Source organism: Pseudaminobacter soli (ex Li et al. 2025) (assembly GCF_029892515.1).
Taxonomy (GTDB): domain Bacteria; phylum Pseudomonadota; class Alphaproteobacteria; order Rhizobiales; family Rhizobiaceae; genus Pseudaminobacter; species Pseudaminobacter soli_A.
Map to the genome: position 1 here is coordinate 136,141 of NZ_JARXVF010000005.1, position 14,050 is coordinate 150,190.

The 14,050-nt window shown below is 63.1% G+C and carries 11 protein-coding genes; all 11 read left to right on the forward strand.

Annotated elements, in window-relative coordinates:
• Window positions 1-64 precede the first annotated feature (64 nt).
• Complete coding sequence (locus M2281_RS20270; protein WP_280822995.1) at window positions 65-1,900, forward strand: M3 family oligoendopeptidase; 1,836 nt, start codon at window positions 65-67, stop codon at window positions 1,898-1,900.
• A 32-nt stretch (window positions 1,901-1,932) separates the two neighbouring features.
• Entirely contained in the window at window positions 1,933-3,081 is a 1,149-nt protein-coding gene (locus M2281_RS20275; protein ID WP_280822996.1) for an aminodeoxychorismate synthase component I, read from the forward strand.
• Window positions 3,030-3,689, forward strand: coding sequence for an aminotransferase class IV family protein (locus tag M2281_RS20280; protein WP_280822997.1), 660 nt, complete (start codon window positions 3,030-3,032; stop codon window positions 3,687-3,689). Before M2281_RS20275 ends, M2281_RS20280 begins: the two co-directional genes overlap by 52 nt.
• 160 nt (window positions 3,690-3,849) lie before the next feature.
• Window positions 3,850-4,770 carry a heme-dependent oxidative N-demethylase family protein gene (locus tag M2281_RS20285; RefSeq protein ID WP_280823215.1) on the forward strand — a complete coding sequence of 307 codons (921 nt, stop codon included), beginning with the start codon at window positions 3,850-3,852 and terminating at the stop codon, window positions 4,768-4,770.
• Window positions 4,771-4,878: 108 nt separating this feature from the next.
• Window positions 4,879-6,324: a homospermidine synthase gene (locus M2281_RS20290; RefSeq protein WP_280822998.1), complete on the forward strand. Its 1,446-nt coding sequence runs from the start codon at window positions 4,879-4,881 to the stop codon at window positions 6,322-6,324.
• Window positions 6,325-6,425: 101 nt separating this feature from the next.
• A complete protein-coding gene (locus M2281_RS20295; protein ID WP_280822999.1) occupies window positions 6,426-6,824 on the forward strand; it encodes a hypothetical protein in 399 nt (132 codons plus the stop codon).
• A gap of 231 nt (window positions 6,825-7,055) precedes the next feature.
• Window positions 7,056-8,957, forward strand: a complete 1,902-nt coding sequence (locus M2281_RS20300) for a bifunctional metallophosphatase/5'-nucleotidase (RefSeq protein ID WP_280823000.1) — start codon at window positions 7,056-7,058, stop codon at window positions 8,955-8,957.
• Between the two features lie 130 nt (window positions 8,958-9,087).
• Window positions 9,088-10,152 (forward strand): ferrochelatase, encoded by a 1,065-nt coding sequence (gene hemH / locus M2281_RS20305; protein WP_280823001.1) that lies wholly within the window; start codon window positions 9,088-9,090, stop codon window positions 10,150-10,152.
• Between the two features lie 175 nt (window positions 10,153-10,327).
• A complete protein-coding gene (locus tag M2281_RS20310; protein ID WP_280823002.1) occupies window positions 10,328-11,278 on the forward strand; it encodes an SPFH domain-containing protein in 951 nt (316 codons plus the stop codon).
• Window positions 11,279-11,299: 21 nt separating this feature from the next.
• The gene (locus tag M2281_RS20315) at window positions 11,300-11,758 is read left to right on the forward strand and encodes an NfeD family protein (protein WP_280823003.1); all 459 of its coding nucleotides are present in this window, start codon (window positions 11,300-11,302) and stop codon (window positions 11,756-11,758) included.
• Window positions 11,759-11,959: 201 nt separating this feature from the next.
• On the forward strand, window positions 11,960-14,044 hold the full coding sequence (locus M2281_RS20320; RefSeq protein ID WP_280823004.1) for a putative bifunctional diguanylate cyclase/phosphodiesterase: 2,085 nt from the start codon (window positions 11,960-11,962) through the stop codon (window positions 14,042-14,044).
• The last annotated feature ends 6 nt before the right edge of the window (window positions 14,045-14,050 follow it).

Genomic DNA, 14,050 nt, shown 5'->3' on the forward strand with positions numbered 1-14,050 from the left:
CCGGTGAATGAAGCCTTATGATTTTGCCGGTCTTTTCCCCGTCTTGAAGTTGGAAGGTAATGCGATGCGCATAGTTGCGGAGCGGAACGCCGCTCCTCTGGTCTCCGGTCACGGCGCAACGGATCTGGGTGACCTGCCGGAATGGGATCTCACCGACCTCTACGCGAGCATGGACGCGCCTGAGCTGAAGCGCGACCTGCAGAAGGCGGCCGACGACGCCATCGCCTTCGAGACGCAGTGGAAGGGCAAGCTGGCCGCCGAAGCCCAGAAGGGCAGCGAAGGCAAGCTGGGCGAGGCGCTAGTCGCCTATGAGGCGATCGAGGAACTGATCGGCCGCATCGCCTCCTATGCAGGGCTCGTCTATGCCGGCAACACCGCCGATCCGCAGCGCGCCAAGCTCTATGGCGACGTCCAGGAAAAGATGACGGACGCCAGCGCGCATCTGCTGTTCTTCGCGCTGGAGCTCAACCTGATCGAAGACGCTCACCTGATTGCCGCGCTCGACGCCGACCCGGCCTTCGGCCACTACCGGCCCTGGGTGCTGGACCTGCGCAAGGACAAGCCCTACCAGCTCGAGGACCGCATCGAGCAGCTGTTCCACGAAAAGTCGATCACTGGCCGCGGCGCCTGGAACCGTCTCTTCGACGAGACGATGACCGACCTGCGCTTCGACATCGACGGCGAGGAGCTGTCGCTGGAGCCGACGCTCAACCGGCTGCAGGATCCCAACGGCGAGGTTCGGCGCAAGGCGGCCGAGGCCCTGGCCAAGACCTTCAAGGAAAATCTCCGCACCTTCACGCTGATCACCAATACGCTTGCCAAGGACAAGGAAATCTCCGACCGCTGGCGCGGCTTCGAGGACATCGCCGACTCCCGCCACCTTGCCAACCGCGTCGAGCGCAGCGTCGTGGATGCGCTGGCATCCGCCGTTCGCGAAGCCTATCCGCGCCTGTCGCATCGCTATTATGCGATGAAGGCGCGCTGGCTCGGCATGGAGACCATGAACCACTGGGACCGCAACGCGCCGCTACCCGAAACACCGCAGGCGACGATTGGATGGGACCAGGCGAAGGATACGGTATTGTCGGCCTATGGACGGTTTTCGCCCGACATGGCCAATATCGCACGCACCTTCTTCGACCGCCGCTGGATCGATGCGCCGGTGCGTCCCGGCAAGGCGCCGGGTGCCTTCGCGCATCCCACCGTGCCCTCGGCGCACCCCTATGTGCTGCTCAACTACATGGGCAAGCCGCGCGACGTGATGACGCTCGCTCACGAGCTTGGCCACGGCGTGCACCAGGTTCTGGCCGGCGGCCAGGGCGCGCTGATGGCATCAACGCCGCTGACGCTCGCCGAGACCGCTTCGGTGTTCGGCGAGATGCTGACTTTCCGTTCGCTGCTGGACCAGACGACCGACAAGCGCGAGCGCAAGGCCATGCTCGCACAGAAGGTCGAGGACATGATCAACACGGTCGTGCGCCAGATCGCCTTCTACGAATTCGAGCGCAAGGTGCACACCGAGCGCCGCAATGGCGAGCTGACCTCGGACCGCGTCGGCCAGTTCTGGCTGGAGGTGCAGTCCGAGAGCCTCGGGCCCGCAATCAAGCTGCGCGACGGATACGAGACCTTCTGGACCTATATCCCGCACTTCATCCACTCGCCGTTCTACGTCTACGCCTATGCGTTCGGCGACTGCCTGGTGAACTCGCTTTATGCGGTCTACCAGAATGCGGAGCGCGGCTTCCAGGACAAGTATTTCGACATGCTGCGCGCCGGCGGCACCAAGCATCATTCCGAACTGCTGAAGCCGTTCGGCCTGGATGCCTCCGACCCCGGCTTCTGGCAGATCGGGCTTGGCGTCATCAGCAACCTCATCGACGAGCTGGAAGCCCTGGAGTAAGGCCGCTTCCGGCTGCCTTCACGGAATAGCCAATGCCTGCAGCGCCCTTCGTCCTTTTCCGAGACGATTCCGCCGGCCACGAACTGCTGTTCGACCGGCCGCATGAGATCATCGTCGCCGACACGCCGGAAAGCTTCTTTCCGGCGCTGGATGCGATGCAGGCCGCGCATGATGCGGGCAAATGGCTTGCCGGCTATTTTTCCTATGAGGCCGGCTATCTGCTCGAGCCCAAGCTGCGCCCGATCCTGCCCGAGGGGCGCCGCGCGCCGCTGATCTGCCTTGGCGTGTTCGACGGCCCATCGGAAACTGACCTGGCCACTTCGCGCGGGTCCGCCAGCAACGGCCCTATCTTCGACGCGAGGGCGACATGGTCGCTCGCCGACTATGAGAGCCGGTTTGCGCAACTGCACCGGCACCTGCGACTTGGCGATTGCTACCAGGGCAATTTGACCTTTCCGATCCGCGCACAGTGGTCCGGCGATCCGCTCGCCGCCTTCGATGCGCTGACCGAGCGCCAGCCGGTGAAATACGGCGCGCTGGTTTCGCTCGGAAATCCGGTCGTGCTGTCGCGTTCGCCGGAACTGTTCTTCCAGGTCGATGCGGATGGCTGGATCGAAACCCATCCCATGAAAGGCACTGCCCCGCGCGGCAAGACCCCGGCCGAGGACGAGGCGCAGCGCGAGTTCCTGCGCAACGATCCGAAGAACCAGGCCGAAAACCGCATGATCGTCGACCTGCTACGCAACGACATCTCGCTGGTCAGCGAGGTCGGCTCGCTCGACGTGCCGGAACTCTTCAAGATCGAGACCTATCCCACGCTGCACACAATGGTGAGCAGCGTGCGCGCTAAGCTTCTTCCGGACCTGCCGATCGCGCGCATCTTCGCTGCACTTTTCCCCTGCGGCTCGATCACCGGCGCGCCCAAGATCCGGGCGATGGAGATCCTTCGCGAACTGGAGGGCACCCCGCGCGACGCCTATTGCGGCGCCATCGGCTGGATCGCTCCGGGCGGCACCATGCGCTTTTCGGTCGCCATTCGCACCATCTCGCTCTACCCGGACGGCGAAGCCATCTACAATGTTGGCGGCGGCGTGGTCTTCGATTCCACCGCTGAGGAGGAATATGCGGAATGTCTTCTGAAAGCGCGCTTCGCGACGGGAACCCCGCCAGCTTCGAGCTGATCGAGACGCTGCGTTGGGAGCCGGCGGAAGGTTTTGTGCGCATCGTCCGGCATCTGGCGCGGCTGGAAGCGTCCGCACGCGAGCTTGGCTTTGCTTTCGAAAGGCCGCAGGTGGAGCAAGCGCTGGTGCGCAGCGTCGGTGGCGACGCGCCGCTGCGGGTCAGGCTGACGCTAGGCCGGACGGGGCAGCCCAACGTCACCATCCAGCCCTTCATCCCCCTGCCCGCGGACACGGTCTGGAAGCTGGCGATCGCAAGCACGCGCCTCGATTCCGCCGATGCCCTGCTGCGCCACAAGACGACGAAGCGCGAGACTTACGAGGCCGCCAGCGCCGAGTTTTCGCGCGACGCGGCGGACGAGGTGATCCTGCTCAATGAAGCGGGCGAAGTCTGTGAAGGGACGATCACCTCGATCTTCGCCGATACCGGCAACGGCCCCTTCAAGACACCGCGGCTCGGCTGCGGCCTGCTCGCCGGCGTCCTGCGCGCCGAAATGCTCGACATCGGCAAGGCGTCGGAAGCCGTTCTGACCCCGGATGACCTGCGCAAGGCGCGCGCCCTCTATGTCGGCAACTCGCTGCGTGGCCTGATCTCCGCCTGGCTGGCCTAGTCGTCTCCGGCTTGCGCCCTTTTTGCCGGGCTGCTTATCTCGCCCGCAGCCAAAGCATGATCCCGAAAAGTTGCAGACTTTTCGGACAAGGTCATGCTTCAAAAACAAAATTTGGAGCGTCCTTTCGCTCCGAGAGGGAGAACAGACAGCCTTGAACGAAATGCCCAGACATACGCCTTATGACGGGTCAACCAAGCCCTTCACCATCGCACTGAAGACGCTCGACCCGACGGACTGGATCGAGCTCGACGCCCACCTGGAGACCTATCTGGCCGAGAAGGACCGGCTTTACGCGACGCTGCCCGAAAAGGTTTTCGTCGAGGAGCCGGACACGCACGACGCTCAGCGCGAAGTGCTGGATATGCTGGTGCCCCATCTGGTCGAGCGCTTTCCCGAAACCTATCGCAGCAATGGTTCCGGCATCGAGATCGTCGGCACCGGCCGCCAGGTCGAGACGTCCCAGCCGGACATGTCGCCGTTGCGCGCAGCTTCGCTTTTGGTGCCTGAAGACCTGATCCTGATGCGCCGGAGTGACGACGGATGGCGTCTCGTGGCGGGCTCGCTCTGCTTCCCGTCCGCATGGGTGCTCGGCGAGAAATTCGGGCGCTCGCTGCAGGACATCCACGAGCCGGTGCCCGCTTTCGGCCGCGGCACCCGCACGGCCGATCTCATCCAGCGCATCTTCGACAATCTCGCGGTCGAGCAGCCGGTGCAGCGCTTCAACTGGTCGCTGCAGGCGAGCAAGGACCTCTATCTGCCATTCTCCAATGCGCAACGCATCTACCGCGCCACCAACCGGCCGTCGGAATTCAGTGACGACGAGCTTGCCGCCCAGGCCTTCATGCGCGTCGAGCGGCAGACGCTGCGCAAGCTGCCGAATTCGGGCGACATCCTCTTCACCATCCGCATCTATCTCGATCCGCTGACTGTATTGTCTCGCCACCCGGACCGGGCAAGCATTGCCGCGTCTTTCGCCAGCCAGCTTGCAGCGCTCGACGAAGCCCAGCTCGACTACAAGGGCCTGACCGCCGACCGTGACCGGCTGGTTGCGGTACTGGGGAAAATCGCAGCGTCGTCATAAGTGGGTCAACGATTTCCCCTTTATTGTGACGACGTTCTGTGTTCTGGCAATTGGCGGTCGGCCAGACAGGCGAGCCGGCTGCGCAACCCCTAATGGAGTGGATAAAGAATGGCGAATGACAAATGGCCCGTTTACGGTGAAATCAGCGGTCCCGTGGTGATGATCGGCTTTGGCTCGATCGGCCGGGGAACACTTCCACTCATCGAGCGCCATTTCAAATTCGACAAGTCGCGCATGACGGTCATCGATCCGCGCGACACCGACCGCCATCTCCTCGACGAGCGCGGCATTGCCTTCCTCAAGGAGGCCGTGACCAAGGAAAACTATCGCGAACTGCTGACGCCGCTACTCACCAAGGGCGAGGGCCAGGGTTTTTGCGTCAACCTCTCGGTCGACACCTCCTCGCTCGAGCTGATGCGCCTCTGCCGCGAGCTCGGCGTGCTCTACATCGACACCGTCGTCGAGCCCTGGCTGGGCTTCTATTTCGACACCGAGGCAGACAATGCCTCGCGCACCAACTATGCGCTGCGTGAGACCGTTCGTAAGGAAGTGCGCGAGCAGCCTGGCGGCACCACCGCCGTTTCCTGCTGCGGCGCCAATCCCGGCATGGTGTCGTGGTTCGTCAAGCAGGCGCTGGTGAATCTCGCCAAGGATATCGGACTGGACTTCACCGAACCGGCGGCAAGCGACCGTGACGGCTGGGCCAAGCTCATGCAGAAGGTCGGCGTGAAGGGCATCCACATCGCCGAGCGCGACACGCAGCTTACCCGCGACCCCAAGCCGCTCAACGTCTTCTGGAACACCTGGTCGGTGGAAGGCTTCATCTCCGAAGGGCTTCAGCCGTCCGAACTCGGCTGGGGCACGCATGAGAAGTGGATGCCTGCGAACGCCAAGCAGCACCAGACCGGCCCCAAGGCCGCCATCTTCCTCGAGCAGCCCGGCGGGAACACCCGCGTGCGCACCTGGTGCCCGACCCCCGGCGCTCAATACGGCCTTCTGGTGACCCACAACGAAGCAATCTCGATCTCCGACTTCTTCACCGTGCGCGGAGCGGACGGGACGGCAAGCTATCGCCCGACCTGCCACTACGCCTACCACCCCTGCAACGACGCGATCCTGTCGATGTACGAGATGTTCGGCGCTGCCGGAAATGCACAGCCGGTCCAGCACGTGCTCGACGAGAACGAGCTGGTGGAAGGCAAGGATGAACTCGGCGTTCTGCTCTATGGCCACGCCAAGAATGCCTATTGGTATGGCTCGCAGCTGACGCTCGAAGAGGCGCGCAAGCTTGCCCCCTACCAGAACGCCACCGGCCTGCAGGTGACCTCGGCCGTTCTGGCCGGCATGGTCTGGGCGCTGGAGAACCCGGAAGCCGGCATCGTCGAGACCGACGAGATCGACTACCACCGCTGCCTCGAGGTACAGCGCCCCTATCTGGGAACCATGACGGGGGTCTACACCGACTGGACGCCGCTGGAGGGCCGTCCCGGCCTGTTCCCGGAAGACATCGACACCCAGGACCCGTGGCAGTTCCGTAACATACTCGTCCGTTAATTCCGGACCCAAGCAGCAGGCATACCAGCTATGCCTTGCAATCGCCCGGAAATCGGGCGATTGCTCATCTCGATGCGGACTGAGGAGAGGATTTTTTAACCATGACGATTGCGCGCAATCTGATTTCAGTCGCCGCGATTGCGGCTGCAGCAGCGGCGCTCGCCGGCTGCGTGGGTGCGGGACCGGACGTCATCAACGGCGGCCCCGTGGGCGTGGCTCCGCGTGGCGGCGTTGAAGGCGAGTGGCTGAGCACGGACGGCGTTGCCGTTTCGCGCTTCTCCGGCGGCGCCTTCGAGACCAATGCTCTCGACACCGGCAACAAGCTGGCCGACGGCAGCTACCGCATGGTCGATGCCCGCAACGTGGAAATCACCATGCGCTCGCTGATCCGCCAGACCACCAGCAACGTCAACTGCGCACTGGCGACGGCCAACCAGCTGAACTGCACCAGCTCCAGCGGCCAGCAGTTCGTGATGACGCGGCGCCCGATCACCGGCTGATCCAAGCGCCGGAAACGGCGGCACATATATTTGCGCCTCCCTATCGTGGGGAGGCCGTACGGCCTGCGGCCTTTCGAAGGCTGATCTTCCCCCGAGCTTGTCCGGCCGCCGCCTTACACTGGCGCAAATCCGCTTGCGTCAGCCAGACCCCGATGTGAACATGCCGGTCTGCCGTAGCATTACGGTCATGGGCGGGTTTTATATCGCTAGTATCACCCGGGGAGACAGATCATGAAAAGATTCGCGGCCCTCGTGGCTTTGTCCGCATCGGCAATCGCCCTTTCCACCGGCGCCTCCTTTGCCGACTACACTCTGCATATCCTGCATATCAACGACTGGCACAGCCGCATCGAATCGAACAACAAATTCGAGTCGACCTGTTCGGCCGAGGAAGAGGCCAAGGACGAGTGCATCGGCGGCGCGGCCCGCTTGGTCACCGCAATCGCCCAGGAGCGCAAGAAGCTGGAGGGCGAGAATGTTCTGCTGCTGAACGGCGGCGACAATTTCCAGGGCTCGCTGTTCTACAGCACATACAAGGGCAAGGCCGAAGCCGAGTTCCTGAACCAGATGAAGTTCGACGCCATGACCGTGGGCAACCACGAGTTCGACGATGGCGAGGACGCGCTGGCGCCCTTTCTGGACGTCATCCAGTTTCCCGTGCTGAGCGCCAATGTGCAGGCAAGTGCTGCGGCCAAGGTGGGCGATCGCATCAAGCCCTCCGAGGTGCTCGAGGTCGGCGGCCAGAAGATCGGCATCATCGGCGCGGTGACCACCGAAACCCCGGAGATTTCTTCGCCCGGCCCCAACATCACCATCGAGGACGACATCAAGACCATCACCGCCGAGGTCGAGAAGCTGAAGGCGCAGGGCGTCAACAAGATCATCGCGCTCACCCATGTCGGCTATCCGCGCGACAAGGAAATGATCGCAAAGATCCCGGGCATCGACGTGGTCGTGGGCGGTCATACGCATTCGCTGCTGTCGAACACCGATCCCAAGGCCGAGGGCCCCTACCCGACGATGGTCGACAATCCCGGCGGCTACAAGGTGCCGGTCACGCAGGCGGCCTCCTATTCGAAATATCTCGGCGAGTTCAAGGTGGTGTTCGACGACAACGGCGTTGTCAAGGAAGCCAGCGGCGACCCGATCTATCTCGACGCCAAGATCAAGCCCGACGAGGGTGTGCTGAAACGCATCAAGGAGCTTGGCGCGCCAATCGAGGAGCTGAAGGTCAAGGAGGTCGGCGAGACGACCGCACCTATCGACGGCAGCCGCGAAAGCTGCCGCACGCGCGAATGCGCCATGGGCAACCTGGTCACCGACGCCGTGCTCGAACGGGTGAAGGGCCAGGGCGTCAGCATGGTCCTCATCAATGGTGGTGGCCTGCGTGCCTCGATCGACCAGGGCCCCGTCACCATGGGCGAGGTGCTGACCGTTCTGCCCTTCCAGAACACCATCGCCACCTTCCAGATATCGGGCAAGGACCTGGTCGCCGCGCTTGAGAATGGTGCAAGCCAGCTTGAGGAAGGCGGCGGTCGCTTCGCGCAGGTCGCCGGCCTGAAATATTCCTTCGACAGATCGGCCCCGCCTCAGAGCCGCATAAAATCCGTCGAGGTTCAGGAAAACGGAAACTGGGCGCCGATCGACCCGAGCAAGGACTATCTGGTCGCCTCCAACAACTATGTCCGCCAGGGCGGCGACGGCTACAAGATCTTCGCCGAGAAGGCCAAGAACGCCTATGACTACGGCCCGAACCTGGAGCAGGTCGTAGCCGATTATCTGACCGCGCACCGACCCTACACGCCAAAGATCGAGGGCCGCATCACGGAAGTGGCGCAGGCGGTACAGACCGAGGCTGCTCCCGCCGATGCCGCCAAGCCGGCGGAAACGGCTCCGGCAACCGAAGCCGCCAAGCCGGCCGAGGCACTCCAGCCTGCGGCGGTAATCAAGCCCACGGTGGCCGGACCCAAGGCCGGTGACAGCCACGTAATCACCGTCGGCGACACCTATTGGGACATTGCCAAGGCGGCCTATGGCAATGGCGGCAAGTGGCGGGCTATCGCCAAGGCCAACAAATATCCGGCGCGGAACCTGCCTGTCGGCGGAACGCTGAAGATACCGGCCGCCCAATAAGCGCCCGGCGCAGTCTATAGGCAAAACCCGCCCGTTTCCCACGGGCGGGTTTTCGCTTTACGGTGCGGCCAGACGCGACATTGAACGGTTGCGCCATTCGACTACGTATTGCGCATTGCGGAGAGACCGAATGGACATGACCACCCCGATCGACGACAAGACCAGCAAGGCGCTTGGGCCCCTTCCCGCCGGCCACCCGGCGGTGCGCAAGGGCAAGGTCGGCGTGCTCCTGGTGAATCTCGGCACGCCCGACGGCACCGACACCAAGTCGATGCGTCGCTACCTGCGGGAATTCCTGTCCGATCCGCGCGTCATCGAGATGCCGAAGATCCTGTGGTACCCGATCCTTCACGGTATCGTGCTCAATACGCGCCCGAGGAAGTCAGGCGATAACTACAAGAAGATCTGGAACACCGAGCGCGACGAATCCCCGTTGCGCACCTACACGCGTTCACAGGGCGAAAAGCTCGCCGAAGCGCTGCGCGACCTGCCCGACGTCATCGTCGAATGGGGCATGCGCTACGGCACTCCCTCGACCGAAAGCGCAGTCGGGAAGCTGATAGCGCAGGGCTGCGACCGCATCGTCATGTTCCCGCTCTATCCGCAGTTCTCGGCCACCACCACGGCGACCGCTAGCGACCAGCTGTTCCGCGCCCTGATGAAGATCCGGGCCATGCCGTCGATCCGCACGGTGCCTGCCTATTACGACGAGTCGGTCTATATCGAGGCGCTGGCGCGCTCCATCGAGCAGCACCTCGCCGGGCTCGACTTCGAGCCGGAGGTCATCCTCGCCTCCTACCACGGTATTCCAAAACCCTATTTCGAGAAGGGCGACCCCTATCACTGCCACTGCGTGAAGACGACGCGCCTGCTGCGCGAGCGGCTGGGCATGAGCGACAAGAAGCTCATGACCACCTTCCAGTCCCGCTTCGGCGCGCAGGAATGGCTCCAGCCCTATACCGACAAGACGGTCGAGCGACTGGCCAAGGAAGGCGTGAAATCCATCGCCATCATCAATCCCGGCTTCTCGTCCGACTGCATCGAAACGCTGGAGGAGATCGCCGGCGAGAACGCCGAGATATTCCATCATGCCGGCGGCAAGAACTTTTCCCACATTCCCTGCCTGAACGACAGCGCCGAAGGCATGGCCGTCATCGAGGCGATCACGCGCCGCGAACTGATGGGCTGGGTCTGAACGCAACCCGGCAAGTTGGACGTTCGGGCACTCTCACGTGCCGCGAACCCATGAGTGCCCGGCATGTTTGCCGGCCACTCGCGGCATGATTGTAACCGTCATGAAAGCCCCTTAAGTATCTCTCGTGCATCTGGGAGCGATTGCCCGAAGCATGCCGATTGAGAGGGAGAACTGCATGCCGTTTACCGGTCCCGACATACTGATTCCGATCCTCGTCATTCTCGTGCTGTTGTTCCTGTTTGCCGGCATCAAGACCGTGCCGCAGGGCTTCAACTACACGGTCGAGCGCTTCGGCCGGTACACCAAGACGCTTTCTCCCGGGCTCAACCTGATTCTCCCCTTCGTCGACCGCATCGGTTCCAAGATGAACATGATGGAGCAGGTGCTCGACGTGCCGACCCAAGAGGTCATCACCCGTGACAACGCCATCGTCGGCGTCGACGGCGTCGCCTTCTTCCAGGTGCTGAGCGCGCCGCAGGCCGCCTATCAGGTTTCCGGGCTCGAAAACGCCATCCTCAACCTGACCATGACGAACATCCGCACGGTCATGGGCTCGATGGACCTGGACGAGTTGCTTTCCAACCGCGACGCCATCAATGAGCGGCTGCTGCGCGTGGTCGATGAGGCGGCCCATCCCTGGGGCATCAAGATGACCCGTGTCGAGATCAAGGACATCAACCCGCCGGCCAATCTGGTCGAGTCGATGGCCCGTCAGATGATGGCCGAGCGCAACAAGCGCGCCCAGATCCTCGAGGCCGAGGGCCTGAAGGCCGCCCAGGTGCTCGAAGCCGAAGGCCGCAAGGAGGCCGCCTTCCGCGACGCCGAGGCACGCGAGCGTTCGGCAGAGGCGGAAGCGCGCGCCACCCAGGTCGTGTCGGAAGCCATCGCCAAGGGTGACGTGCAGGCGATCAACTACTTCATCGCACAGAAATACACCGAAGCGCTTGGCAAGATCGGCTCGGCCAGCAACAGCAAGATCGTGATGATGCCGATAGAGGCGTCATCGCTGATCGGTTCGCTGGGCGGCATCGGCTCCATTGCGAAGGAAGTTTTCGGCGAACAGGCGACCGCTTCCGCGCCGCAGCGTTCTTCCGGCCGGCCGCCGATCACGCGCGGCCAGGACTGATCCCGCCACGGAAACACAGCCATGATCGCAAGCCTGATCCAAGAACTGGGGCCATGGAACTGGATGGCGCTGGGTGCCGCGCTGCTGATTTTCGAGCTGTTCCTGCCCGGCGTCTTCCTGCTGTGGATCGGGATCGCGGCCATACTGGTCGGCACGCTATCGCTGCAGCTATGGAACATGGGCTTCTGGACCTGGCAGCTTCAGGTTCTGATCTTCCTGGTGCTGTCGCTCTTGTCGGCCTATGCCGGCAGCAGGATCATGGCCGCCAGGCGCGACGACAGCGACCAGCCGCTGCTCAACCGCCGCAGCGAACAGATGATCGGCCGCACCGCGACCTTGACCGAGCCGATCAGCGAAGGGCGCGGCCGCATAAAGCTTGGAGACACCATGTGGCGGGTCTCCGGTCCGGACCTGCCGGTGGGCGCACGCGTCCGCGTTGTCGCGGCCGAAGATTCCGAACTGGTGGTCGAGGCCGTCTGACCTCCGCGGCGCACTGTCGCAAACGCCTGGCGGTAAGCTTTTGGCAACCATTACCGCCGATCCGCTTCCGCCCCGGCACCGGTTCCACGTTCGTCTTTTAGAATTTCACGATTTGTTTTGACCTGAGCCTTAGCTGTTTGAGCAGGGTGCAGCGATCGACCTTCAAGACATGGCCGCCCTTTGAACGAAGCGGTGGTTTCTATGCGCGTGATTTCCTGCATCGCTACAGAGCACAATCTGTGGCTGGTTCTCCTGGCGGCCTTTGTCTGCGTGAGCGGCGTTGCTGTGGCGCTTCGCCTGCTGCGCAAGGCCGGAGAGAACCGAGGTGTCAAGAAAGGCGGATGGCTGTTCCTCACCTCGGTGGCGGCCGGCGCGTCCATATGGTGCACGCACTTCATCGCCATGCTCGCTTTCGATGCCGGCGCGCCGATAACTTTCGATCCCATCCTGACCATGATCTCGCTGGTTATTGCCGTTGGCGGCTGCGGCTATGGGTTTGCCGCCGCGCTGTCTCGCAAAACCAAGCTGGCGCCCTTGTTGGGCGGTGGCGCGGTTGGCCTTGCGATCGCAGCCATGCACTACACGGGCATGCTAGCGTATCATGTCGACGGCATCGTCGACTGGGACACTAGCTATGTGGTGGCCTCCGTCGCCATGTCGGTGATCTTCTCTTCCCTAGCCATCGGCCAGGCAGTACGCCGCCCGCGAAAATTCTCCGCCTTGGCTGCGCTCGGCTTGTTCACCCTCGCAATCGTGTCACTACATTTCACAGCAATGGCGGCCGTGTCGGTAACGCCGATGTCGACAGGCATGGGCTTCACCGAGCCGGCCATCCTCCAGGCCATGGCAGTGGCCGTCGCAGTCGTCGGCATGATGATCGTCGGCACCGGCGTGGTCAGCTACATCATCGATGCGCAGACCAGCGAGGAATCCTATCGCCAGCTCCAGCACCTGGCGCTGAATGACGCGCTGACCGGGCTTCCCAACCGCACCAGCTTCGGGAGCCAGCTCAACAACGAGATCGAGCGAGCAAAGGAGAACGGCAGCAAGCTGGCCGTCATCGGCATCGACCTCGATCGCTTCAAGGAGATCAATGACCTGCGCGGCCACAAGGCCGGCGACGAGGCGCTGAAGCAGGTTGCACGCAGGCTGACCCGGTTGCTCGGCGACGGTGAGTTCGTTGCCCGCGTCGGCGGCGACGAGTTCGCGGCAATGAAGCGCTTCACCGAGCAGGCAGACCTACTCGATTTCGTGGCGCGGCTGAAGGACACCCTTTTCCAGCCAATGCGTATCGACGACTTCGATTGCGCCACCGGCGCGAGCATCGGCGTCGCCGTCTATCCGCAGGACGGCGAGAACCTGGAACGGCTGGTGAGCAATGCCGACCTTGCCATGTATCGCGCAAAGGCCGACGTGACCCGCGCCATCTGCTTCTACGAGCTTCGCATGGACGAGGCCTCGCGCACCCGGCAGTCCCTGGCGCGCGACTTGCGCCAAGCCATCGAGCTCGACCAGCTCGAACTGCATTATCAGGTCCAGACCTCGATCAGCACTGGTGAGATTCGCGGCTTCGAGGTGCTGCTGCGCTGGACCCATCCCGAGCGCGGCCAGGTGCCGCCCTCCGAATTCATCCCGATCGCCGAGGAAAACGGGCTGATCATGGCCATCGGCGAATGGGTGCTGCGCACTGCTTGCCGGCAGGCAGCAACTTGGGACAAGCCCTACAAGATCGCGGTCAACCTTTCACCGGTGCAGTTCGCGCATCCTGACCTCGCAAGCCTCGTTAGAAGCATCCTGGTCGAGACCGGCTTGGACGCGCAGCGGCTCGAACTAGAAATCACTGAATCGACCATCATCGCCGACAAGGTGCGCACACTGCAGACCCTGCGCAGGATACGCGAGCTCGGCGTGACCATCGCGCTCGACGATTTCGGCACCGGCTACTCATCGCTCGACACGCTGCGCTCTTTCCCCTTCGACAAGATCAAGCTCGACCGCTCATTCATGAGCGAGCTGGAGGAAAACCCGCAGGCCAAGGCGATCGTGCGTGCGGTGCTGACGCTCGGCAAGAGCCTCAACATTCCGGTGCTGGCCGAAGGCGTCGAAACCGACGATCAGCTGACGATCCTGCAGACCGAGCTTTGCGACGAAGCGCAGGGCTTCTTCCTGGGACGCCCCAAGCCGATTGAGCAGATTTTCGGAGTGGAAGGCGTCGAAGGCGAGGCTGATCAGCAGTTCTCGGGCCGCATGCCGCTCGCGCGCATGGCGCGCAAGCTGGTCGCCTGACCGAAA